17 protein-coding genes are annotated in these 23,776 nt (G+C 60.0%); 4 read left to right on the top strand and 13 right to left on the bottom strand.

Translation table 11 applies throughout. The annotated features are described in order from the left end of the window. Position 1: 1 nt before the first annotated feature. From exeE to I6L49_RS09735, 9 genes are all read right to left on the bottom strand, one after another. Positions 2–1,507, bottom strand: a complete 1,506-nt coding sequence (gene exeE / locus I6L49_RS09775) for a GspE family T2SS ATPase variant ExeE (RefSeq protein ID WP_040065841.1) — start codon at positions 1,505–1,507, stop codon at positions 2–4. After that, positions 1,507–3,546: a GspD family T2SS secretin variant ExeD gene (exeD, locus tag I6L49_RS09770; RefSeq protein ID WP_216951470.1), complete on the bottom strand. Its 2,040-nt coding sequence runs from the start codon at positions 3,544–3,546 to the stop codon at positions 1,507–1,509. The genes exeE and exeD overlap by 1 nt, the downstream gene beginning before the upstream one ends. Positions 3,547–3,567: 21 nt before the next feature. Continuing rightward, entirely contained in the window at positions 3,568–4,401 is an 834-nt protein-coding gene (gene exeC / locus I6L49_RS09765; protein ID WP_302054419.1) for a GspC family type II secretion system variant ExeC, read from the bottom strand. 227 nt (positions 4,402–4,628) lie between these two features. After that, positions 4,629–5,321, bottom strand: coding sequence for a GspB family T2SS assembly factor variant ExeB (exeB, locus tag I6L49_RS09760; protein WP_216951466.1), 693 nt, complete (start codon positions 5,319–5,321; stop codon positions 4,629–4,631). Continuing rightward, on the bottom strand, positions 5,321–6,889 hold the full coding sequence (locus I6L49_RS09755; protein WP_040065846.1) for an ExeA family protein: 1,569 nt from the start codon (positions 6,887–6,889) through the stop codon (positions 5,321–5,323). Before I6L49_RS09755 ends, exeB begins: the two co-directional genes overlap by 1 nt. A gap of 327 nt (positions 6,890–7,216) precedes the next feature. After that, positions 7,217–8,662, bottom strand: a complete 1,446-nt coding sequence (locus I6L49_RS09750) for an HD domain-containing phosphohydrolase (protein ID WP_216951465.1) — start codon at positions 8,660–8,662, stop codon at positions 7,217–7,219. A 49-nt stretch (positions 8,663–8,711) separates the two neighbouring features. Continuing rightward, a complete protein-coding gene (locus tag I6L49_RS09745) occupies positions 8,712–9,833 on the bottom strand; it encodes a beta-ketoacyl-ACP synthase III (RefSeq protein ID WP_216951464.1) in 1,122 nt (373 codons plus the stop codon). Between the two features lie 54 nt (positions 9,834–9,887). Continuing rightward, entirely contained in the window at positions 9,888–11,051 is a 1,164-nt protein-coding gene (locus I6L49_RS09740) for a VWA domain-containing protein (RefSeq protein WP_216951463.1), read from the bottom strand. A gap of 3 nt (positions 11,052–11,054) precedes the next feature. Then, entirely contained in the window at positions 11,055–11,897 is an 843-nt protein-coding gene (locus I6L49_RS09735) for a MoxR family ATPase (protein WP_058058332.1), read from the bottom strand. 159 nt (positions 11,898–12,056) lie between these two features. Between I6L49_RS09735 and cysK the strand changes: the two genes are divergently transcribed. From cysK to crr, 4 genes are all read left to right on the top strand, one after another. Further along, positions 12,057–13,025: a cysteine synthase A gene (gene cysK, locus I6L49_RS09730; protein WP_005338267.1), complete on the top strand. Its 969-nt coding sequence runs from the start codon at positions 12,057–12,059 to the stop codon at positions 13,023–13,025. Positions 13,026–13,465: 440 nt separating this feature from the next. Next, positions 13,466–13,723: an HPr family phosphocarrier protein gene (locus I6L49_RS09725; RefSeq protein ID WP_005338266.1), complete on the top strand. Its 258-nt coding sequence runs from the start codon at positions 13,466–13,468 to the stop codon at positions 13,721–13,723. A 46-nt stretch (positions 13,724–13,769) separates the two neighbouring features. Further along, the gene (gene ptsI / locus I6L49_RS09720) at positions 13,770–15,497 is read left to right on the top strand and encodes a phosphoenolpyruvate-protein phosphotransferase PtsI (RefSeq protein WP_204383759.1); all 1,728 of its coding nucleotides are present in this window, start codon (positions 13,770–13,772) and stop codon (positions 15,495–15,497) included. A gap of 42 nt (positions 15,498–15,539) precedes the next feature. Beyond that, entirely contained in the window at positions 15,540–16,049 is a 510-nt protein-coding gene (gene crr / locus I6L49_RS09715) for a PTS glucose transporter subunit IIA (protein WP_005338264.1), read from the top strand. Between the two features lie 98 nt (positions 16,050–16,147). Here crr and I6L49_RS09710 read toward each other — a convergent pair whose 3' ends face one another. The 4 genes from I6L49_RS09710 to mscK form a co-directional block, all read right to left on the bottom strand. Then, complete coding sequence (locus I6L49_RS09710) at positions 16,148–17,080, bottom strand: sensor domain-containing diguanylate cyclase (RefSeq protein WP_216951462.1); 933 nt, start codon at positions 17,078–17,080, stop codon at positions 16,148–16,150. A gap of 339 nt (positions 17,081–17,419) precedes the next feature. Continuing rightward, positions 17,420–19,450 carry a M13 family metallopeptidase gene (locus tag I6L49_RS09705; RefSeq protein WP_216951461.1) on the bottom strand — a complete coding sequence of 677 codons (2,031 nt, stop codon included), beginning with the start codon at positions 19,448–19,450 and terminating at the stop codon, positions 17,420–17,422. A gap of 54 nt (positions 19,451–19,504) precedes the next feature. Then, the gene (locus I6L49_RS09700; protein ID WP_106842474.1) at positions 19,505–19,909 is read right to left on the bottom strand and encodes a hypothetical protein; all 405 of its coding nucleotides are present in this window, start codon (positions 19,907–19,909) and stop codon (positions 19,505–19,507) included. A gap of 407 nt (positions 19,910–20,316) precedes the next feature. Next, positions 20,317–23,646, bottom strand: a complete 3,330-nt coding sequence (gene mscK / locus I6L49_RS09695) for a mechanosensitive channel MscK (RefSeq protein ID WP_136501503.1) — start codon at positions 23,644–23,646, stop codon at positions 20,317–20,319. Between the last annotated feature and the right edge of the window lie 130 nt (positions 23,647–23,776).

The following is a 23,776-nucleotide window of genomic DNA, read 5'->3' as shown; positions in this document are numbered from 1 at the left end:
CTCAATCTTCCCGGGTCACGCGCAGCACCTCTTCGAGGCTGGTCTGCCCCTTGAGGACCTTGTCGATGCCGTCACGGCGGATGCTGGGGGTGTGGCCGCGGATCAGCCGCTCGATGGCGAGCTCGCCGCTGGCGCTGTGAATGGCTTCACGCACCGCTTCGTCGATCACCACCAGCTCGTGGATGCCGGTCCGGCCACGATAGCCGGTGTGGTTGCACAGCTCGCAGCCGACCGGGCGCCACACCTGCTGATCGGGAGCCAGCTCGATGCCCATGGCAAGCCGCTCCTGCTCTGTGATGGGGCGCGGGGCACGGCAATCGGGGCAGAGGGTGCGCACCAGCCGCTGGGCCAGCACCGCCAGCAGGGACGATGAGAGCAGGAAGGGTTCGATCCCCATGTCACGCATCCGGGTGATGGCGCCGATGGCAGTGTTGGTGTGCAGGGTCGACATCACCAGGTGACCGGTCAGCGACGCCTGCACCGCAATCTGGGCGGTTTCCAGATCTCGAATTTCCCCCACCATCACCACATCCGGATCCTGGCGCAGGATGGCGCGCAGGCCGCGGGCGAAGGTCATGTCCACCTTGGTGTTGACCTGGGTCTGGCCCACCCCTTCGAGGTCATATTCGATGGGGTCTTCCACCGTCAGGATGTTGCGATCCCGTGAGTTGATTTCAGACAGCGCCGCATAGAGGGTGGTGGATTTACCGGAACCGGTCGGGCCGGTGACCAGAATAATGCCGTGGGGCTTGCGAATGAGTTCGCTGATGATGGTGCGGTTGGCCGCGGTCATCCCCAGCTGCTTGAGCTCGAGGCGCACGTTGTTCTTGTCGAGCAGACGCAGTACTACCCGCTCGCCGTAGCTGGACGGCATGGTGGAGACCCGCACGTCGACGGCGCGGCCGCCGATCCGCAACGAGATCCGGCCATCCTGCGGTACCCGCTTCTCGGCGATATCCATTCGCGACATGACCTTGATCCGCGAGACCAGCAGTGAGGCCAGCTTGCGATGGGGGCGCAGGATCTCCCGCAGTACCCCATCGATACGAAAACGGATCACCAGTGCCCGCTCGAAGGTCTCGATATGGATATCGGAAGCCTCCTCCTTGATCGCCTCGCTCAGCATGGCGTTGATGAGGCGAATGATGGGGGCGTCGTCATCGGCATCCAGCAGGTCTTCGCTTTGCGGCAGCTCTTCGGCCAGGGCGAAGAAGTCCATCTCGTTGCCGAGATCTTCCATCAGCTGGCGCGCTTCGGAGGAGTCGCGCTGGTAGTGGGCCATCAGCAGCTCTTCGAAGGCCTCGTTGTCGAGCTGCTCCACCGCGAAGCTGCACCCCGCGACCCGCCGCACCTCCAGCAGGGCCTGCGGGGTGACGCCGGGGCGGCACTGCAGCACGGGGGCGCCGTCCCGCTCAATCAGGATCACCCCGAAGTTGCGGGCAAAGACAAAGGGGAGCTCGGGCAGTGGCGCAGGCCCGGCGCTTCCATCCAGATGGTAGGCACTCATCAGGGCTTACTCTGCACAAACGGGGTGGTGGTCTCGACAGTGCTTTGCTGTCTGCTCCGCATCTCGTTGATCTGCTTCTGGATCTCTTTTTGCAGCTCGGGCGACACCATCACATCCTGGCCATAGGCAGGCAATACCTGACGGGCGGGGGAGGTGAGATACCCCTCCTGCGAAGCGGCATTGAGCTGCTCGGCGCGGAACAGGGAGTACTTGTTGCTGGAGATACCGGAGTAGACATCGGCATCGCGCAAGATGGTGGGCCGGATAAAGACCATCAGGTTGCGCTTGGAGGTGGTGTTGGAGGTAGAGCGGAACAGATAGCCCAGCACCGGGATATCGCCCAGCAAGGGCACCTTGGAGACCTGCTCCTTGGTCTCCTCATTCATCAAACCGCCCAGCACCACGGTTTCGCCACTTTTGACCAGCACCGCGTTCTTGACGGTACGGGTATCGAAAGTGGGGCCAAGGTTGGCAGTACCGGTCGCCTGGGTCTGGGCGACGCTGGAGACCTCCTGCTCGATATTGAGCAGCACCGAATCCCCTTCGTTGATTTGCGGTGTCACGGTGAGCTTGGTGCCCACCGTCTTGCGCTCGATGGTGTTGAACACCTGATCGCTGGTGGTGGAGCTTTGCGAACCGCTCTGGACCGGGACCTCCTGACCGACGTTGAAGGAGGCCTCCTTGTTGTCCATGGTGACGATACTCGGGGTGGAGAGAATATCGTTCTTGGTATTGGAGGCCAGCGCCGTGGCCAGCATGGCCCAGTCGCCGTGATAGAAACCGGCGGCCATGCCGTTGAACTCTTTCAGCAGACCGGCAGCGGTGTCAGTCTTGCCATTCTGGTAATCCTTGCCCGCCGCAATGGCGCTGCCGAGGGGCAGACCTGAGTTGGTGAACTGGGTGCCGCCGCCGTTGGCATTGCCCCACTGGACGCCAAGGGTGAGGCCATCGCCATCCTGCATCTCAACGATGATCGCTTCCACCAGCACCTGGGCGCGGCGGATATCGAGCTTGGCCACCACCTGCTCCAGTTCGGACATCACGTCCGGCTGGGCGGTGATGACCAGCGCATTGGTGGTCTCGTCAGCGGAGATGGCCAGCTTGCCACCGCCGATGCTGGCGCCACCTGTGGTTGCGCCGCCGCCCTTCTTGTCGGCCTCGATGCTGGAGCTGACCCCCTTGAGCACCTCGACCATGTCTTTGGCCTTGCCATATTTGAGGTAGAAGACCCGGGTGTTGCCCTGGCTTTGCAGGTCGCGGTCGAGTTGGCGCACCATCTGGATGATGCGGGCGCGCGCTTTCGGCTCACCACTCACCACCACAGAGTTGGTGCGCTCGTCGGCCACCACCTTGGGGGAGAGCTGCAGGGAGGCGGTGCCCCCCTGGGGGTTGCCATCCTTGTTGAGGTTGGTCACCAGCCGCACCATTTCCCCCGCCGAGGCAAACTTGAGCTTGATGATGTCCACATCCTGATCGCCTGCGCGGTCGACCCGGTTCACCACTTCCACCAGGCGGTTGACCACGGCGGCGCGGCCGGTGATCAGCAGCACGTTGGAGGGCTCGTAGTGCACCACGTTGCCACCACCGGCGTTGTCGTTGAGCTGGCGCAGCAGTGGCGCCAGTTCACGGACCGAGACGTTGCGCACCGGCACTACTCTAGTCACCATCTCGTCGCCCATGCCCGGGTTGCTGCCATCCACCACCGGAATGGCGGAGGTCTTGGCATCCCGCGAGCGCAGCACCTTGAGCACCCCGTTGTCCATCGGCACCACGGCAAAGCCGTAGACGTCGAGCACGCTCAGGAAGAACTGGTAGTACTGCTCCTCATTGAGCAGGTCGTAGCTGCGCACGTTGATCTTGCCGCGTACCGATGGCTCTATGATGATGGTTTTATTGAGGTTCTTGCCCACCGTATTGATGAACTCTTCAATGTCGGCGTTCTTGAAACTGGCAGAGTATTCGGTGGCCCAGGCTGAGCCCGCCATCATCAGTGCCGCTGCGATAGTGGCCAGACGCCAGCTTTTCCCTTTAGTGGTCATTATTGGTACGACTCCAAATCATTATTCTGACAAGCGCACATAGATGTCGAACTGTTCGCCCTGTCGCTCGACGGTCACTGTCATTTCCGTTGCGCCAGCCATCTGCTGCATCGCCTGCATGGCTTGCATGTTGTCCCGTAAATCCAGCCCGTTGATGCTGATGGCCAGGTCATTGGCCTGCAGCCCGCTCTGGTTGAAAAACTCAGGATTGCTGCCCGGATTGAGGCGATAACCGGTCATGCGGCCATCCACCTGAACCGGTGAAATATTGAGGTAATCAGTGATCTTGCCCGGATCGGCCATCAGCTCGCTGCGCAGGGAGCCAAGTGGGGCGGAGTTGGTCTGCGGCAGCGGCTTGCCATACTCCTCGCCATCCAGCATCAGGGTCTCGTCGCGGCCATCCCGCTCGATGATCACCCGATCCGGATAGACCTGCCGGATCCGCGCCTGGGTGCCGTCAATCATGTCACCGACCCCATAGGAGTTCTGGATGCCGGACATGGCGATGATGGCGATGGATTTAGCGGGATCCGAGCTGGCCAACACCCCGTTGAGCTGGGCATTGAGCTGGGTACGCGGCGCATTGGCAGCCACGGCGGCTTTGGCTTGCGCCTTGGGGATCGCCTTGCCAAACAGCGCCAGTCGGCTCACCTCGCCCAGTTCAAGGCGCGGGTTGCTCTGGCCGTTGACCGCCACTGCGGACGGTTGCCACGGTTGGCTGGTTTGCGGGCTTGCCAGGGTGAGCAGACGCCAGGTGAGGGCGGCGCTCTGCTGGGCCAGCATGATCAGCAGCGCCAGAAAGGCCACCTGGGTGACTCTGGTCATGGGAAGCCGCCGGCACTGGGTCAGCAGCATGGTCAAGATGTCATCCCTGAATCGTAGCGTCATATTAATCAACAAATTCCAGGCTCTGGGGCGGCTGCGTATTGTGTACGGCCAGTGGCTGTGACACAACGGGTCGGGGCGCGCCAAACCGTAAAAATGGATATTTCATCACACCGTAAACCTTTGAATGCTCACAAAAGTGGCACTCAGGTGAGGTGCATCCTGCTTGCCAGCGAACATCAGGGGACGTTGCGTACTCATCCTCGCCAATCCTGCAGTGCCTTGAGGGTCACGCTCTGTCCGGCGACCTGCAGCACTATGTATTGCTGGTCGATGGTGGCGAGCACGACTCCCGGGGCGATTTCGTTCCCCTCCCGGTATTCCCGGCCATTGAGCACCACGGCTCGCTTGGCGGGGTTGGAGGAGAACACATGAGAGCCATAGCTCAATTGCGGTACCTGCTGGCGCACCGACTGGGGTGCCGAGCCCAGCGCCATCAACTGGGCTGGTTGCACGTTCTGGCTGGCGGCGTGTGGCGTCTCCTGCAATGGGGTTTCATTGAGGGCTTTCATCAGCTGCTCGGCCAGACTCAGCGCGGGGGTATTCCCCTGACTGGTTCCTTCGTTTTTGGCCACTGCTCTGGGTTGGACCACCGGCTCCGGCAGGGGCGGGGGCAGCGGACGGGTCACCATTGCCTTGGGTTCAACCCGCACGAAGGGCGGGGTGATCACCTCTTTCACCTCCACCTTCTCCTCGATGGGGCGCAGGTGGAGCAGATGCCAGCCATAGTTGGCGCCCGCCCCCAGCAACAGGGCCAGGGGAGCCAGCAGCCAGCCGATGCGGCGTGGGCTGCGCTCCTCTTCCCGAGGCATGGGCAAGCCCATGGCCGGAATATGGGCGGAGAGTTGCGGTTGCTGCGCACGGTGCAGCGCCTTGAGCAGGGTAGACATCAGGAGGCCTCCTCCAGTCTGGGCATGGGTTCACCGGAGAGGGCGTTGAGACGCAGCAGGGTGTTGCTGCCCGCGATGCCATCAGGGGTCAGCCCCTGATCCCGCTGGAACTGCTGCAGTTTGTTCTTGAGCTCGCCATCGAAGCGGCGCACCTTGCGCTCGGGTTGCTGCAGCGCACGGCTCAGGGCGTTGTCGAGCCATTGGATCTGGGTCTGACCGGCATTGCTGGCAATCAGGCTCACCCCCCCTTTCGGCATGCGCCAAAGCAGGGTGTAGCTGCCGCCCCAGTTGTCGCTGAGCCACTGGCGATCCACCTGCCAGCTCTGGTCACCTATCATCAGGCTGGCTTTGTTCGGCCCCAGATTGACCAGGGTCGCATAGTAGAGGCCGCCAGTCTGGTCAGTGAGCGTGATCATGGCGGGATACTGCAGGGCGCGCAGCTCGTCGAGGCTTGCCTCTCCCTCCTGACAGCGCAGACCGGCACGGGGCGCGTTATCGCAGGTTGCCTCGAACGGTTCCGGTTCATAGCCCCAGACCCGATAGAGATTCTGCATGGCGCTGTCGGGGTCGATGGCCTGATTGATTGCCTCGGTCAGCTGCTCCTGCTGCTCGGCGGTCTCGTCGATGGTGACCGGCACCTCGACCTTGACTACCGGACGGGTAGGGAACACGCCGAAAAATTGCCAACCCCACCAGCCTGCGGCCACCAGCAGGGCGCCCGCCAGCGTCACCATCAGACCGGAGGCCCAGCTTCCTTCGTCCCGCACGCCATTGACCTCGAAGGCGGCCTGGCTGATATCGCTGTGGACAATCTTGTAGCTGCCACGGGCGAAAGCGGCGATCAGGGCGCGGTCGCAGATGAGGTTGATGAAACGGGGGATGCCGCCACTCAGGCGATGGAGCGTCTTGATGGCGCGCGGGGTAAAGATGGGTTGTACGCAGCCTGCAACTTGCAGCCGGAAGCGGACGTAGGCATCCACATCGCTGTGAGAGAGCGGCAGCAGGTGATAGCGGGCGGTAATGCGCTGGGCCAGCTGGCGCAGCAGGGGTTGGCGCAGCATCTGTTGCAGCTCGGGCTGACCGATCAGCACCACTTGCAGCAGTTTTCGTTCGTCGGTTTCGAGGTTGGTGAGCAGACGCAGCTGCTCCAGTACGCCGGGCAGCAGGTGCTGCGCCTCATCCACCAGTACCACGCTGCGCTTGCCTGCCGCCAGGTTGGCCAGCAGGTGATCGCGAATAAGGTCGAACAGCCGCTTGATCCCGGCATCCTCGGGATAGGGGAGTTGAAACTCGTCGCAGATGGCGGCCAGCAGATCCCGTTCGGTCAGGGAGGGGTTGAGGATATAGGCGATCTCGGTCTCGGCGGGCAGCTGTTGCAGCAGGCAGCGGGAGACGGTGGTTTTGCCGGTGCCCACTTCGCCGGTCAGCAGCACAAAGCCGCCGCCATCCTGCAATCCATAGTTGAGATGAGCAAGGGCTTCGCCGTGGCGCTCGCTCATATAGAGGTACTTGGGATTGGGCGAGATGGAAAACGGGTGTTCCGAGAGGCCGAAGAACTGTGTGTACATGAGGGTATTCTTTTGTAGCCGGCGACAGATGAAAAATGTCTCCGGATGATAGCAAACCTCGCTTTCATTGGAAGCCATCATTGGCGCCGGAGGGCAAATTGCGGCCTTTTCCTGCCATCTTGTGATCCCGGTTGCGTCATTGGCACGAACCCGGATCACAAAATGACAAAAAACAGCTGTAAATAAAGGGAAATATCAATATGGGCGCGGCTTGGCAAATGCCGTCAGCATGGCGCTGAATCGGCCATGGTAAGACCTGTTTGTGTACAATTTATGACGCCGGTTGCCCTGTCAGCCATCAGGGCAAGCTGGTCGGAATGTACTTGCTCAGTGGTGATCCTGAAACTGCGCGGCAATCTCCCTGAACTGCGCTTCGCAGGCGAGAAACGCCGCGACAATGCCGGGATCAAAATGGCTGCCGCTCCCCTTCACGATGATCTCCTTCGCTTCCTCATGGCTGAAGGCTGGTTTGTAGACCCGTTTCGAGATGAGGGCATCGTAGACATCCGCCACCGCCATCAGCCGCCCAGAGAGGGGAATAGCCTCACCCGCCATCCCTGCCGGATAGCCGCTGCCATCCCACTTTTCGTGGTGGGTGAGGGAGATCTCCCGGGCCAGCCGCAAGAAGGAGTTGGAGCCCAGCTGCGCCTCCGCACTCGCCAGTGCATCGGCGCCGATCTGCGGGTGGCGCTTCATGATGGCGAACTCCTCGTCGGTCAGCTTGCCCGGTTTGAGCAGGATGGCATCGGGAATGCCCACCTTGCCCACATCGTGCAGCGGGGCCGACTTGAACAGCAGGTCGATGGTGGCGTCATCGAGCGGATAGCGATCCCAATCGCTGCGACTGAGGTATTGCGCCAGCGCCTTGACGTAGTGCTGGGTGCGGATGATATGGGCGCCGGTCTCGTTGTCACGGGTCTCTGCCAGCGAGGCGAGGCCGAGGATGGCCACGTCGCGGGTCAGGTTGAGCTGGTCACTGCGGGATTTCAGCTCGCCGATCATCTGATTGGTGCTGGCGGCGATAAGACCGAACTCGTCATCCCGGGTGACCGGCACCCGGGCGTCGAAGTCACCGCACTGTACTCTGGCCATTGTGCGGGTCTGCTGGCGCAGGGATAGGCCGAGATTGCGACCATACCCGTGAATAATGAGGGCGAGATAACAGAAGGTCACCGTCATCACGAAGGCGATCTCCCACAGGATGTAGTGCTGGGCATCGACCCTCGGCAGGCTGCGCTCCACCGTCACCAGCCACTCCAGATCCTTGTTGAACAGCAAGAAGAAGACGCCTCCCAGCAGGGTGAGGGTCGCCAGGGTAAAGAGGGTGAACTTGCGTGGCAGCGGCATGGCCAGCGGGTGGCTCAGCGCCAGGCTCTGCTCGGCTTGCCGTGCTCTGGCCCGATGCAAGTCCCGCTCCAGAGTCAGATCGGCCGCCACCAGAAAGCCGAGGGTAGTCATCCCCAGCAGCACCTTGAGGTGACTCTCCAGCGGAAAGTCGTGAGCCAGTGCGTTGTAGCCAGAGAGCAGCAGTGCTCCCAGCAGGTAGAAACCGACCTCCAGTCCAAACCCGTCCAGCCCGTTGCGCGGCAGGGGCCGCCTTGAGAGCAGCCAATTGCGCACGGCGAACATGATGGCGAAGGTCACCAGGGTTGGCCCCAGCAACTGGGGCAGGGTGAGACTCTCGAGAAACGGGCAAACCTGCCAGCCATAGAGACAAAATAGTGACAGGGTTACCCCGTAGTGCAGGGCGCAGCGCCCCGTGATCCTCTGCATATTCCCACCCATGTTGCTGGTTATTGTTATGTCGGCGGGAGGCCCGCCATTACAGGCGCCGCAGCAGCAGGCTACCGATGGAGTAGCCAGCGCCAAAGGAGCACAGTACGCCGCGAGCCCCCGCAGGAAGGTCGCGATTGTACAGATGAAACGCGATGATGGAACCCGCCGAGCTGGTATTACCATAGCTATCAAGAATGACCGGCGCCTCCTGCTGGCTGGCATCGTGGCCGAGCAGCTTGCGGCCGATGAACTGGTTCATGGTGAGGTTGGCCTGATGGAGCCAGAGCCGGTTCAGGCTCTCGGCGGGCCAGCCCTGCTCATCGAGCTGGTTGGCAATCTGGTCGCACACCAGCGGCAACACCTCCTTGAACACCTTGCGCCCCTGCTGGCGAAACAGCTTGTCGTCGCCGTAGCGGGTGCGCGGGCTTAGCCGGTTCAGAAAGCCGAAGTTGTTGCGGATGTTGTTGGAGTACTCGGTCACCAGCTTGCTGGCTACCAGTTGCCACGGATTGGCCGCCTTGCAATCGGTCTCCCGCTCCAGCAGCACCGCGGTGCAGGCATCGCCGAAGATAAAGTGACTGTCTCTGTCCCGGAAATTGAGATGCCCCGAGCAGATCTCCGGATTGACCACCAGCGCCACGTTGGCGGTGCCTGCCGCCAGCATGTCTGCGGCTGTCTTGATGCCGAAGGTGGCAGACGAGCAGGCCACGTTCATATCAAAGGCCATGCCGCTCGCCCCCAGATAGTGCTGCAGCTCGATGGCCAGCGCCGGGTAGGGGCGCGGCATGTTGGAGGCGGCGACGATCACCAGATCGATCTCGCCCGGCTCGCGACCGGCGGCGATCAGTGCCTGCTCGGCGGCAGCCACCGCCATCTCCACCATGATGGAGGGCATCTCGTCGGGCCGCTCCGCCAGCAGCGGCTGCATGATGTCGGGGTTGAGCACCCCTTCGCGACTCACCAGATAACGGCTCTTGATGCCGGATGCCTTCTCGATGAATTCGCAGCTGGAGTGCTGCTTGGCGGGGAGCTGGCCGGCATCGATGGCGGAGGCGTTCTCCTCGTTGTAGAGATCCACATACTGGTTGAAGGCGGCCACCAGCTCTTCATTGCTGACGGCAAAGGGTGGGGTATAGAGGCCTGAGCCACTGATCACGATAGAGGTCATCTTTGCTCCTCGCCGGGTGCGTTCCCGGCTTGTCGGTTTATAGGGTAGAGAGGGTTACAGCTGGTCGATCGCCGCAGCGAGACCCGCCAGGGTCAGCGGATGCATCCGTCCGCCAACCACGTCATTCATCAGCTTGATGGAGGGGGGCCAGAGCCACTCCCGTCGCGGGGTGGGGTTGATCCACACCAGTTTGGGGAAGTGCTGCTGCAAGCGGGTGAGCCACACCTGACCCGACTCCTCATTCCACTGCTCGACACTGCCGCCCGGCCAGGTGATCTCGTAGGGGCCCATGGTGGCATCCCCCACCAGGATCACCCTGTAGTCGCTGCCGTAGGTGCGCAGCAGCCGCAGGGTATCAAACCGCTCCTCAAAGCGGCGGGCGTTATCCTTCCAGACGAAGTCGTAGAGGCAGTTGTGAAAATAGAAGTACTCCAGATGCTTGAACTCGTGGCGCAGGGCGGAAAAGAGGCGCTGCACCTCGGCCACGTGGGCATCCATGGAGCCTCCCACATCGAAGAAAACCAACAGCTTCACCCCGTTGTGGCGCTCGGGTCGCAGCTTCACATCGAGCCAGCCCTGGCGGGCAGAACTTTTTATGGTGTCGTCGAGATCCAGCTCGTCGGGATTGCCTCTGCGCACCCAACGCCTGAGTTTGCGCAGCGCCAGCTGGATGGCGCGCTGGCCAAGCGGTGAGTCATCGCTGAAGTTGCGATAGTGACGGGCCTCCCACACCTTGGCCGCCTTGCCGTGCTGCCCCTCTCCACCCATGCGCACCCCCTCGGGGTGAAAACCGCCGTGGCCAAACGGGCTGCTGCCACCAGTCCCCACCCACTTGTTGCCGCCGGCGTGGCGCTCTTTCTGCTCGCGTAATCGCTGGTTAAGGGTTTCAATCAGCTTGTCGAGTCCGCCAAGGGATTTGAGCAGCGCCTTCTCCTCTGGGCTCAACAGCCGTTCGAACTCCTTGCGCAGCCACTCCTCGGGCAGGCTCTCCGGCAGCAGGGGGATGGCGTCCAGCCCCTCATAGTATTCGGCGAAGGCGCGATCGAAGCGATCGTAGTGGGCCTCGTCTTTTACCAGCAGGCAGCGGGAGAGCTGGTAGAACTCGTCCATATCGACAGCGACCAGCCGGGCAGCAAGTGCGGCGTGCAAGTCCAGCAGCTCGCGCAGGCTGCAGGGGAGCTTGTGGCGGCGCAGGTGGGTAAAAAAGTCGATCAGCATGGGTCAGCTGCCGCGTCGGGCCAGAAAGGCGAGCTTCTCGAAGAGATGCAAATCCTGCTCGGTCTTGAGCAGGGCGCCATATAGCGCGGGCACCAGCTTGCCGGGCTCGCGGGCGCGCATCGCCTCGGGGGCGATATCGTCGGCCAAGAGCAGGCGGATCCAGTCCAGCAGCTCCGAGGTGGAGGGTTTCTTGCGCAGCCCCTCTACCTCGCGCAGCTCGAAGAAGAGATCCATTGCCTCGCCAAGCAGGCTCTCCTTGAGGTCGGGGTAGTGGAGTTTGACGATGGCCTGCATCTCGACCTTGTCGGGGAAGCGGATGTAGTGGAAGAAACAGCGGCGCAGGAAGGCGTCCGGCAGCTCTTTCTCATTGTTGGAGGTGATGATGACCACAGGCCGCTGGCGTGCCTTGACTCGCTCGCCTGTCTCGTAGACGTCGAACTCCATCCGATCCAGCTCCAGCAGCAGATCGTTGGGGAATTCGATGTCGGCCTTGTCGATCTCGTCGATCAGCAGCACAGGTCGCTGCTCGGCGCTGAAGGCCTGCCACAGTTTGCCTTTACGAATGTAGTGGCTGATATCGGCCACTCTGGGGTCGCCGAGCTGGGAGTCGCGCAGCCGGGCCACCGCATCATATTCGTAGAGTCCCTGCTGGGCCTTGGTGGTGGACTTGATATGCCAGGCAATGAGATCGGTGCCGAGATGGTCGGCGACCGCTTCCGCCAGCACCGTCTTGCCGGTGCCCGGCTCCCCTTTGATCAGCAGCGGTTTTTCGAGGGTGATGGCGGCATTGACCGCCATCTTCAATGCATCGGAGGCGAGATACTGGCTGCTTCCTGAAAATCCCATAACGTCGGTTCCTTTGACGATTGGCGCCCGGAGTCAGGGGCCAGAGAGAATAAGCTCTATATGTTGTAATACCATATGGTTATAACGAATAGTCACTTCTCATTCAGAAACCACAGGGTAATCTTGTTTCATCGTCGTAACAAACACAGGGATAGCGCCATGAGCAAAATTTTTGAGGACAACAGCCAGACTATCGGTCACACCCCGCTGGTTCGTCTCAACCGTGTTACCAAAGGCCGCGTGCTGGCCAAGATCGAGAGCCGCAACCCCAGCTTCAGCGTCAAATGCCGGATCGGTGCCAACCTGATCTGGGATGCCGAGAAGCGCGGCATCCTGACCAAGGGTAAGGAGATCATCGAGCCCACCAGCGGCAACACGGGTATTGCTCTGGCCTTTGTCGCGGCCGCTCGCGGCTATCCCATCACCCTGACCATGCCGGCCACCATGAGCCTGGAGCGCCGCAAGTTGCTCAAGGCGCTCGGTGCCAATCTGGTGCTGACCGAAGGGCCCCTCGGCATGAAGGGGGCCATTGCCAAGGCCAACGAGATCCTCGAGTCCGAGCCGGGCAAGTATGTGTTGCTGCAACAGTTTGAAAACCCGGCCAACCCGGAGATCCACGAAAAGACCACAGGCCCCGAGATTTGGGATGCCACTGACGGTGAGGTGGATGTGTTCGTGGCCGGGGTCGGTACCGGTGGCACCATTACCGGTGTCTCCCGCTATCTGAAACAGACTAAAGGCAAGGCGGTGGTCTCTGTCGCCGTTGAGCCTGCCGAGTCGCCGGTCATCAGCCAGAAGCTGGCCGGTGAAGAGATCAAACCGGGCCCCCACAAGATCCAGGGGATCGGCGCCGGCTTTATCCCGGGCAACCTGGACCTCTCCCTCATCGATCGGGTGGAGAAGGTGACCAGCGATGAAGCCATCGAGATGGCTCGCCGCCTGATGGAGGAGGAGGGGATCCTGGCCGGTATCAGCTCCGGTGCTGCGGTGGTGGCTGCCAGCCGTCTGGCCGAGCTGCCGGAATTTGCGGGCAAAACCATTGTGGTCATCCTGCCGAGTGCGGCGGAGCGTTACCTCTCCAGCGCCCTGTTTGCCGGGGTGTTCAGCGAGCAGGAGTTGCAGCAGTAACTGATCGGAATCTTTCAAAACAGCGGCGCTCCCAGGAGCGCCGCTTCTTTATGGGCTAGACTCAACCCCTGTTAGTGTCACTTGATCCTTATTTTTTGGGGTAAAATAACAAGTTCCGGAGTGAGAAAAAAAGCAGACATTCCGCTCTAAATCTCATATCCTGTGCGGCGTCACGCGGTGTTTGCTGGCTGGGTATCACAAAGTAACAAAGTGTTATTTTTCGTTATAAAATAATTTCAGGCCAGTCCTGATGCGGCTTGTAGCCCAATAACTGAAAATTGCCAACCAGCGCGCCGATTACTGCACAGAAACTTGACCTGGATTAAACCATTGCGGGTCTGCTTTCGTTACTTTACAACATATCCATACTGACACGGTGGGTCAGGTTGCTTCAAAAACGACCAATCCACCAAAAAATATCAATAATATGGGGTGAAACCATGTACGAGAAGTCTGTTGTTATTACTGCTGAAAACGGCCTGCACACCCGTCCGGCAGCTCAGTTCGTGAAAGAAGCCAAAGAATTCCAAAGCGAGATCACTGTGGTCTCCGGTGGCAAGTCCGCCAGCGCCAAGAGCCTGTTCAAGCTGCAGACCCTGGGCCTGACCAAGGGTACCAACGTAACTATCCAGGCTGACGGCCCGGATGCTCAGCAAGCTGTTGAGAAGCTGGTTGCCCTGATGGACGAGCTGGAGTAATCCAGCTTTAGATTCCTCCCCCACAGTCGTTTTAATAGGAAGGATTATGATATCTGGCATTCTTGCGTCCCCCGGTATCGCATTCGGTAAGGCGCTTCTTCTTAAAGAAGATGAAATCGTTATCAATCAGGGCAAAATCTCTGCTGACCAGATTGATGTCGAGATCAACCGTTTCCTCGAAGCTCGTACCAAGTCAGCTGCCCAGCTGGAAGCCATCAAAGAGATGGCCGGTCGCACCTTCGGTGAGGAAAAAGAGGCCATCTTCGAAGGCCACATCATGCTGCTCGAAGATGAGGAGCTGGAAGGGGATATCAAATCCTTCATCAAAGACAACAAGGCTTCCGCTGACAAAGCCATCTATGAGGTGATCGAACAGTACGCCAAGATGATGGCCGAGCTGGATGACCCTTATCTGCGCGAACGCGCTACCGACTTCCGTGACATCGGTACCCGTCTGGTCAAGAACGTACTGGGCATCGCCGTTGTCAACCTGAGCACCATCGACGAAGAGGTGATCCTGGTCGCCAAAGACCTGACCCCGTCTGAAACCGCTCAGATCAACCTGAAATATGTGCTGGGTTTCGTTACCGACATCGGTGGCCGTACCTCTCACACCTCTATCATGGCCCGCTCCCTGGAGCTGCCGGCCGTGGTAGGCACCAACGACATCACCGAGCGAGTCAAGAACGGTGACATGCTGGTGCTGGATGCGATCAACAACCAGATCATCATCAATCCGACCGCTGAACAGCTGACCGAAGCCAAGAAGTTCCAGGCTCAGTTCCAGGCCGAGAAAGATGAGCTGGCCAAGCTGAAAGATCTGCCTGCCATCACGCTGGATGGTCACCAGGTCGAAGTGTGCGCCAACATCGGTACCGTCAAGGATACCGAAGGTGCCATCCGCAATGGCGCCGAAGGCGTAGGTCTGTACCGTACCGAGTTCCTGTTCATGGACCGTGACGCGCTGCCGACCGAAGAAGAGCAGTTCAAAGCCTACAAAGAAGTGGCCGAAGCGATGCCGGATCAGCCGATCATCGTGCGTACCATGGACATTGGCGGCGACAAAGAGCTGCCGTACATGAATTTCCCGAAAGAGATGAACCCCTTCCTGGGCTGGCGTGCCGTGCGTATTTTCTTCGACCGCGAAGACATCATGCATGCTCAGCTGCGGGCCATTCTGCGCGCCTCTGCCTTCGGCAAACTGCGCATCATGTTCCCGATGATCATCTCTGTCGAAGAGTTCCGTAGCCTGAAAGCCACCGTAGAGACGCTGAAAGCCGAACTGCGTGCCGAAGGCAAAGCCTTTGATGAATCCATCGAAGTGGGTATCATGATCGAGACCCCGGCCGCTGCCGTGATGGCTCATCATCTGGCCAAGGAAGTGGATTTCTTCAGTATCGGTACCAACGACCTGACCCAGTACACCCTGGCTGTCGATCGTGGTAACGAGATGATCTCCGCCATGTACAACCCGCTGTCACCCTCCGTCCTGACCCTGATCAAGATGGTTATCGATGCGTCCCACGCCGAAGGCAAGTGGACCGGTATGTGTGGTGAACTGGCTGGTGACGAGCGCGCTACCCTGCTGCTGCTGGGTATGGGTCTGGATGAGTTCTCCATGAGCGCCATCTCTGTACCGCGTATCAAGAAGCTTATCCGCAACACCAACTTCGAAGATGTGAAGGCAATGGCTGATCAAGCACTGAGCTTTGCCACCGCCGCTGAAATCGAAGCATGCGTAGATAACTTTATTAAGCAGAAGGCAGTCTGCTAAGATCGGCTGCAAACAGCGACAAATCATCTCTAGGAGCTTTATATGGGTCTGTTTGATAAACTGAAGAAACTGGTTTCCGACGATAGCTCTGACACCGGCGGCATCGAAATCTTTGCTCCGCTGTCTGGCGAAATCGTGCCGATCGAAGATGTGCCTGACGTTGTCTTCGCCGAGAAGATCGTTGGTGACGGTATCGCCATCAAGCCGGCTGGCAACAAGATGGTTGCGCCGTGCGATGGCACCATCGGCAAGATTTTCGAGACCAACCACGCGTTCTCTCTGGAATCCGACTCCGGTATCGAGCTGTTCGTTCACTTCGGTATCGACACCGTTGAACTGAAAGGCGAAGGCTTCAAGCGTATCGCTCAGGAAGGCCAGCAGGTCAAGCGCGGCGACACCATCATCGAGTTCGATCTGGCCGTTCTGGAAGCGAAAGCCAAGTCTACCCTGACTCCGGTTGTCATCTCCAACATGGACGAGATCAAAGAGCTGATCAAAATGACTGGTGCCGTGACTGTGGGCGAGACCCCGGTTATCCGTATCAAGAAGTAATGCCCGGCTGGCTCACGCCAGTTGCGCAGTAAAAAACCGAAGCCTTGTGCTTCGGTTTTTTTATGGCCGCGAGTCGGCTTTCCTTTCTGGTTATTACTCTATTCTGTCGAAATGACAACCCGGTTACGGCCCTGATCCTTGGCCTGATAAAGGGCCCGGTCGGCCATCATCAGCAGATAGTCGATGCCCTCCTGCCCCTTCATGTTGGCACACCCCAGACTGATGGTGAGGGATAGCTGCGTCCCTTGCCATGGCAAGCGGGTGGTACTGACATGCTGGCGCAGCTGTTCGGCGCGCCGTGCCGCCTGTTCAATATCGCAACCAGGCAGGATCAGCAGGAACTCCTCTCCGCCCCAACGGGCCAGACTCTCCCCCGGCAACAGTTGGCTCGCCATGGCGTGGGCGACGGCGCAGAGCGCGGCATCACCCGCAGGGTGGCCGTAGCGGTCATTGACCTGCTTGAAATGGTCGATATCTCCCAGTACCACCGAGAGGGGCTCCCCCTGCAACCAAAGGGCCTGCAATTGTTGCTGGGCGCCCCGTCGGTTGGTCAGTTCGGTGAGCGGATCGGTGCAGGAGAGGCGGCTCACCTCTTCCACCATGCACTGCAGGTCGTGGATATCGCGAAAGGTGACGATATGGCCATCCGGGATGGCATCGGCCCCCAGCTGGGCAGTGACGATAAACCAGCGCGACTGACCGCTCTTGCAGCGGATCAGTGCAGGCATTTCGGCGACCTCCAGCCCTTGCGACAAGCTCTGTTCTACCTGGGAGTGCCAGGAGTCGATGATGGTGCGGCGATACCCTTCATCCGGGTAGGCGACCTGAAACCAGGAGGCCATGTCCGGCAGATCGTCAAGGTTGTAGCCCAGCTGCTCAATGAAGGCTTTATTCAGGAAGCGGTGGCGCCGCTGCGGGATCATGTCGGGTGAGCTGCCATCGTGACGGGCAATGGATTCTGACACCAGAATAGGCAGCGGGATCACATCGAAGGAGCGAAACAGGATCTGTTGCAGTTCTCGGTCATTCATAGGAAAAGCAGCTCCACGATGCATCTTTTATATGCTTTACCATAGGTCAGACCAGTGTGGTGGTAAACCGATTTATGGCGGTTACGCCGCCGGTTTTTCAGCCAATGGCAAAGGCGAGAAAACGACGGAGTTGTTTGCCGTGGCCGTATCGGGTGAAAGCTGGGCAGGCTGAGGAGAAGCGGCGGGGCAAAAGGGTCAAAAAAACCCACATGGTCAGGCACATGTGGGTCGGGAAAAACCAGGCAGGGTAAAACAGACACTCCCTGTGTCGGTCATCTTCAGCTCAGGTGGAGGTGGTCCATCTGCTGGAGCTTTTCGGGCCAGGGCCCCTGCTGGTGGTCACCAAATCTTCACGCGCTCGGAAGGTGGCAGATAGAGCTTGTCTCCCGGCTTGATGGCAAAGGCGCGATAGAAGGCCGGCATATTGACGACGACGCCGTTGACCCGGTACTCCAGCGGCGAGTGGGGATCTGTCTTGAGCAGAACGGCAGCGAGCTCGGGCCGGTACTTCCCTTTCCACACCTGTGCCCAGCCGATAAAGAATCGCTGCTCGCCGGTAAAGCTATCGAGCACCGCTGGTTGGTGGTTGCCCAGGGCGAGCTGGTACGCCTTGTGGGCGATGGTCAAGCCGCCGAGATCGCCGATGTTCTCGCCAAGGGTCAGTTGGCCATTGACATGCTCCCCCTTGATGGGCTCGAAACGGTCGTACTGTTTCGCCAGTTTTTGCGCTCTGGCGGTGAACTCCTTGAGATCGGTCGCCGCCCACCAGTTGTGCAAGGCACCGTTGCCATCGAATTTGGCCCCCTGATCATCGAAACCATGGCTCAGCTCGTGACCGATGACCGCGCCGATGGCGCCATAGTTGACCGCATCATCCGCCTTCAGATCGAAGTAGGGCGGTTGCAGTATGGCTGCCGGGAAGACAATCTCGTTGTTGTTCGGGTTGTAGTAGGCATTCACCGTCTGCGGATTGTCGAACCACTCCTCCCGATCCACCGGTTGATGGAGGCGGGCAAGGTGCTCGTTGTAACGCACCGTGGCCGCGCGCTGGGCATTGCCGACCAGATCATCGGGACGGATCTCGATTGCGCTGTAATCCTGCCACTGGTCGGGATAGCCGATCTTGACCCGTACCTTGGCCAGTTTTGCCAGCGCCTGCTGTTTGGTCGGGGCAGACATCCAGTCGAGCCCACCGATCTCCTGGCGATAGGCGGCGATCAGATTGCGCACCATGGTCGCCATCTGTGCCTTGGCTTCGGCCGGGAAGTAGCGCTCCACGTAGAGTTTGCCCACCGCCTGACCCAGATAGTCGTCCAGCACCTCCATGGCCTGCTTCCAGGGCTCCCGCTGCCGTGGGATGCCGCTCAGGGTCGTACCGTAGAAAGCGAAGTGCAGGGCATTGCTCTGGCTGTCGAGATAGGGCGCATAAGTGCGTAGCAGATGGAACAGGCAGTAGGATTGCCACTGCGCGATGCTGGTCTCCTGCATCACGGCGGTCAGCTTCTCCAGATAGTCCGGCTCACTAACGATGATCTCCCTTTCCCCGGCGATACCGGCCTCTGCCAGGTAGCGTTGCCAATCCAGGGTGGGCAGCAACTGACTGAGGCGGGCGATGGGCAGTTTGTTGTAGGTGAGGTTGTCATCCCGCCGCTTGACTCTGTCCCACTGCAGGCTGGCGAGGCGGGTCTCCAGCGCCAGAATGCGATGAGCCTGTTCGCTCGCCCCCTCGACGCCGGCATGGTTGAGCAGGGCGGTAATGAACTGCTCGTAGCTGGCCCGGAGTGTCTTGCTGGCAGCATCTGCTTTCAGGTAGTAGTCCCGATCCGGCAGACCGAGACCGGATTGCTGCAGGTAGATCCCGTAGCTGTCAGGCTGCTTCTTGTCGGCCATGATCCCGATACCAAAGGGAGCGCCGCCGCCCAGCTTGCTGACCCGGGCAAAGTAGGTGGCTATCGAGGCGCCATCATGGATGGCCATGATCTCGTCGCGCAGTGGTTGAATGGGGGTCAGCCCTTTGGCATCCCGCCCGGCCTGATCCAGATAGCTGGCGTAGAGGTCGGCTATCTGCTGGCGAGGAGTTCCGGCTTGTTGCGGGCGCTTGAGCAGCTCCTCCAGCAACACCTTGCGATCCTCCAGCGACTTGTCCGCCAACAGATTGCCGATGGTCTGCCCCGGCATGTCATCCGGTATCCGGGTCTGTGCCAGCCAGTTGCCGTTGACGTGGCGAAACAGATCGTCCGCCGCGCGCACGCTGTTATCCATGCTGGCCAGATCCACCCCGGAGTGGCCGCTGGTGGCACAGGCGCATGGGGCGAGGCCAAGCAGGGCCAGCGCAATGAGGCTGGCGATCATGCTGCGTTGCTGTTTCATCGTGTGTGTCCTGTATGGGGTGTCAGTAGTGAATTGGCTATACCCGATGGTCAATCAGCTGCGAACGACCGAGAGGAAACGACCGTCGTGATTGAAGGTGCAGGTAAAGTCGACCGCATCATCGTCGGTCTCGTACTGGCCATAGACCTTGTATCTGTGGCCACTCTCTTCTGCCGACTCGGTGGTGATATCGCGCGGGGAGACATGGAATTTGCTGGCCGCTTCCCCCGAGCAGTAACGGGGCATCTTGCTGGTGGCCATATGCTGGTCATCGCTATCGTCATGCTGGCCATCATGCTCGTGTTTGTTATCGCTGTGTTTTTTTCCGGCGTAATAGCCAGCAGCGCCGATGGCACCCAGCGCAGCTGCACCTATCAGGACTTTCTTGGTGTCCATATTCTGGCAGCCGCTCAATGCCAGACAGGCGGCTATTCCCATTACCATCAAGGGGTGTTTCATCTCTCGGATCCTTTCAATTATCAAATGAGCAAGTCGGTGTCAGCCGGGCGCTGGTCACTGGGCCCGGCGCTGGAATGGCGCCACTTTGCAATGGTCAGGATGAAGAGGACACTCAAATAAAATTAAAAAAAGTTATAAAAACCCGGGAGCCGGAGCGAGCGCGGTATGGGGTAAGTGGTGAGGGGAGAAGAGCATGGGTTTGATCCAAGTAGTCAGTTGCTTGGTGACTTAAGCTATTGTTTTTATGGTTTTATTTCTCTTTATATTTTATCAAGGGTGATGGCTGCCTGTTGTGCGGCGGCCAGCCATGCTGGCAATGGGGAACTGTCTCTATCGCCATAAACTGGCATAAAAAAGCCGCTCACCTGGGTGAGCGGCTGTTGCTATCAGATTAATGCAGTTCGCTATCAGGCTGGCTGCTTGCCATCTTCCGCGGGCGGCGGCAGAGCGGCGGAGTTGGACTCCACCTTCTGCTCTTCGCCCTGCATGTTCTTGATGTAGACATCCATCTGGTTGAAGGCGATCTCGATGCCGTTCTCGCGGAACAGCTGGTCGATCTTGCGGTTCAACTCGTCCACCGCCGGGTTGCGATCCCCCAGTTCGCTCACGAAGAAGCGCAGCTCGTGATCCAGAGTGCTGGCGCCAAAGGTGAGGAAGTAGACGATGGGGGCCGGGTCTTTCAGCACCCGGCTGTTTTCGTCGGCCGCCTGTTTGAGCAGGGTGCGGGTCAGTTCCAGATCCGAACCATACGCCACGCCCACCCGTACGATCACCCGGGTGACGGTGTCACTCAGCGACCAGTTGATGAGCCGTTCTGTCATCAGCTGCTGGTTGGGGATGATCACCTCTTTGCGGTCGAAGTCGGTCAGAGTGGTGGCGCGAATGCGGATCCGCGAGACGGTACCGGAGAAGGAGCCGATGGTGACGGTGTCACCGATCCGCACCGGACGCTCGAACAGGATGATGATGCCGGAGACGAAGTTGGAGAGGATCTCCTTCATGCCGAAACCGATACCGACTGACAGACCACCCGCTACCCACTGCAGCTTGTCCCACTGCACGCCCATCATGGAGAGAGCGGTGAGGGAGCCAAAGCCGATCAGCACGTAGTTGAGCATGGTGGTGATGGCGTAGGCGGTCCCCTGAGCCAGGTTGAGCTTGGAGAGCACCAGCACCTCCAGCAAGCCCGGCAGGTTGCGCGCCAGTGACCAAGCACCGCCGAGCAGCAGGAAGCCGATCAGCACGTCACTCAGGCTGATGGGGAACAGCACGGCGTTGGCACCGGTGCCTTCACTGCGGTGCCACAGCACCATGCTGTCGAGGTAGGAGAAGACCGCGACCAGATCGGACCAGAGCCAGTAGAAGGCGACGCCGAAGATCAGCATCAGCACGGTACGGGTCAGACGCAGGGACTGCTGGCTGACATCCTCCAGATCCATGGGCTGTTCTTCGATGGATTCGCCACCTTCCGCATCTTCCGAAGATTTGTGCTCACGCTTGGCCACCGCACGACGGTAGGCCAGACGACGGGCAGCCAGCTCCAGACCACGCAGGGCGGTGCGGTAGACCAGGCTCCAGATGATGATGAGGTAGAAGGATTCGATCAGGCGACCGGTCAGCTTCAGCGCGGTGTAGTAGTAACCGAGCACCGCCAGCACGATCAGCGCCACCGGTGCCAGCGCCAGGGCGATGGCGATCAGCGACTTCTGCATGCTCGCCTCGCCCTTGATGCGGGCGCGGGAGATGGGGAACACCAGATAGGCGGCCAGCCCCAGCAGGGTCAGGGTCATGGCCTGACCGATCACGTCGTTGCCCAGGGTGGAGGGTTCAACCACCGCCTTGGTTGCGAGCATGATGAGCGGCAGCAGTGGCAACCAGATGTAGCGCATGCTGTTGCGCTTGGCCTGCAGCTCCGCTTTCGGGATCCGGAAGTGGGTTTCGGCGATGCCGCCCGGGCGCATCACCGCCAGATAGACGCTGAATACCAGATAGCCGAGGGCAAGGTTCAGGGTGATCTGGAACATCAGCTTGGGACTGAGCAGACCGCAGTAGGTGAGCAGCAGACCGCCAGCCAGAATGAACATGCTGCCCGGCAGGCGTTGCAGCACGGTATAGAGCAGGGCGCGCGGGGTGTGCCACTGGCTGTCCTGACGGAAACGGCCAAGGTCCTTGGTGATCTTCTTCTCGCGCTCAACCAGCGCCGGACGTTTCCAGACCAGCAGGCCGCCGATCAGCAGCAGCGGGAAGGCGAGCAGGGAGATCCCCAGCAGCTCTTCGCGCCAGCGTTTCCAGTCCGGTTTCAATACCCAGTCGGAGGCCTGTTTGTAGGCCTGGGCGGGCCAGCTGATAAACCACTTGCTGTCGATGGGCTTGTTGCTGCTTACCCAGAAGATGTGTTGCTGCAGGGTAAATTCGATAGAGGCATAGACCCGCGCCAGCTGCTGCTGGGTCAGCTGCAGGCTGATGGCGTTGGTGAGCTGGCTGTCGAGTTGGCGGTTGAGCTGATCGAGCAGATTGATGCGGGTATCGAGCAGCTTGGCAAGGCTCTGCTTGTCCTCCTCGCTGACCGGATCCTTGCTGCCGGCGATCAGATTGTCCAGATAGAGGTTCTTCTGGAACAGCTGGTCACGCTGCTGGCTCAGTTCAAACTGGGCCAGATGCAGATCGGCAATCTGCTCTTCCAGGTTTTTGACGGCGATGGTGGGCGCCGCTTCCAGCTGCTGATAGAGCTGATAGAGGATGCGCGACAGCAGCAGATTGCCCTTGAGCATCTGCACCTGTTCATTGAGGTTGCGCTCGGTCTGGATGCCGCGCTCCAGCCAGCTCTTGGCTTGCAGGTTTTTCTGTACCAGCGAGTTGAGGCTGGTAGTGGCACCGATCAGCTGCTGGCTGAGCTGGTGGTTGAGCTCCTGCTCTTTTTGCACCAGCGGGCTGTCTTCGGTCGCCACCAGTTCACCGGTCTGCTCGGCGGTTTTTTCGGTGTCGCCGAGGCGCTTGGCGCTGCTCTGATCCTGCAACAGCTGCAGTTTCTGCTCTTCGCTGGCGAGACGGGCACTCTGGTAGTCGCGCTGCTTGATCGCCAGATCCTGCATGCTGGTACGGTTATCCAGCTCCTTTTGCAGGTGGGCCAGTTGCAGGTCGAGCAGGGCCAGTTCGGCACCGAGCTTCATCTTCTCGGCGCTGGAGACGCTTTCACCTGCGTTGAGGCGGGTACGGATCTCCTGACTGCGCTGGTAGGCACGGCTCATGCTGGCCTGGGCACGCTCCGGCAGGGTCTGCAAGCTGGTGAGCTGGCTGCCGATGGCGCCGAGGGCCTCCTGGGCCGCCTGCATGTTGGCCAGCACTTCCGGCTGACGGCTGTCGAGCTCTGCCAGACTCATGCTGGCGTATTCGCTCTTGATCTGCTCGGCACTCTTGCCCTTGGTCAGGGCATCGAGCTTGGCGCTGATCTCTCTGAGCTCGGTGGGCAGGTTGCGGATCCGCTGGGCCTGGGTCTTGGCCTTCGCCTCTTCCTTGTCGATGCTGTCGAGCAGGCCGAGGGTTTCGGTCAGCAACTTCTGATCCGCTTGCTGACTGACGGTCAGGGTTTCTGATTTACCCAGACCATCCAGCGCTCGCTGAACGGCGTTGCGAGAGGGGACATCTTGCGCCATGGCTTGCGGGACGCAGAGGCTGGCGAGGAGACAGAGCAGCGGCAACAAGGTCGCCGAGACTCTTTTAAAACGTATTGAGGGCATATAACTTCCGGGTTATTACGCGATATTCGGGAGATTTCCCGCATAGATTAAATTCGCGTGGATTCTAACACCGGGCTTGTCAGGTAAGCAGGGGGGAGGGACAAAAAAAACGGCGCCCGCAGGCGCCGTT

Origin of the sequence: Aeromonas sp. FDAARGOS 1419 (assembly GCF_019047045.1) — a bacterium.
Taxonomy (GTDB): domain Bacteria; phylum Pseudomonadota; class Gammaproteobacteria; order Enterobacterales; family Aeromonadaceae; genus Aeromonas; species Aeromonas veronii.
Note: the sequence above shows the minus strand (reverse complement) of the source record. Positions and strands in the feature narration are given on the sequence as shown.

Coding starts and splice junctions, on each gene's coding strand:
- exeE (WP_040065841.1), bottom strand. CDS start 1,507: ATGAGTGCCTACCATCTGGATGGAAGCGCCGGGCCTGCGCCACTGCCC.
- exeD (WP_216951470.1), bottom strand. CDS start 3,546: ATGACCACTAAAGGGAAAAGCTGGCGTCTGGCCACTATCGCAGCGGCA.
- exeC (WP_302054419.1), bottom strand. CDS start 4,401: ATGCTGCTGACCCAGTGCCGGCGGCTTCCCATGACCAGAGTCACCCAG.
- exeB (WP_216951466.1), bottom strand. CDS start 5,321: ATGTCTACCCTGCTCAAGGCGCTGCACCGTGCGCAGCAACCGCAACTC.
- I6L49_RS09755 (WP_040065846.1), bottom strand. CDS start 6,889: ATGTACACACAGTTCTTCGGCCTCTCGGAACACCCGTTTTCCATCTCG.
- I6L49_RS09750 (WP_216951465.1), bottom strand. CDS start 8,662: ATGCAGAGGATCACGGGGCGCTGCGCCCTGCACTACGGGGTAACCCTG.
- I6L49_RS09745 (WP_216951464.1), bottom strand. CDS start 9,833: ATGACCTCTATCGTGATCAGTGGCTCAGGCCTCTATACCCCACCCTTT.
- I6L49_RS09740 (WP_216951463.1), bottom strand. CDS start 11,051: ATGCTGATCGACTTTTTTACCCACCTGCGCCGCCACAAGCTCCCCTGC.
- I6L49_RS09735 (WP_058058332.1), bottom strand. CDS start 11,897: ATGGGATTTTCAGGAAGCAGCCAGTATCTCGCCTCCGATGCATTGAAG.
- cysK (WP_005338267.1), top strand. CDS start 12,057: ATGAGCAAAATTTTTGAGGACAACAGCCAGACTATCGGTCACACCCCG.
- I6L49_RS09725 (WP_005338266.1), top strand. CDS start 13,466: ATGTACGAGAAGTCTGTTGTTATTACTGCTGAAAACGGCCTGCACACC.
- ptsI (WP_204383759.1), top strand. CDS start 13,770: ATGATATCTGGCATTCTTGCGTCCCCCGGTATCGCATTCGGTAAGGCG.
- crr (WP_005338264.1), top strand. CDS start 15,540: ATGGGTCTGTTTGATAAACTGAAGAAACTGGTTTCCGACGATAGCTCT.
- I6L49_RS09710 (WP_216951462.1), bottom strand. CDS start 17,080: ATGAATGACCGAGAACTGCAACAGATCCTGTTTCGCTCCTTCGATGTG.
- I6L49_RS09705 (WP_216951461.1), bottom strand. CDS start 19,450: ATGAAACAGCAACGCAGCATGATCGCCAGCCTCATTGCGCTGGCCCTG.
- I6L49_RS09700 (WP_106842474.1), bottom strand. CDS start 19,909: ATGAAACACCCCTTGATGGTAATGGGAATAGCCGCCTGTCTGGCATTG.
- mscK (WP_136501503.1), bottom strand. CDS start 23,646: ATGCCCTCAATACGTTTTAAAAGAGTCTCGGCGACCTTGTTGCCGCTG.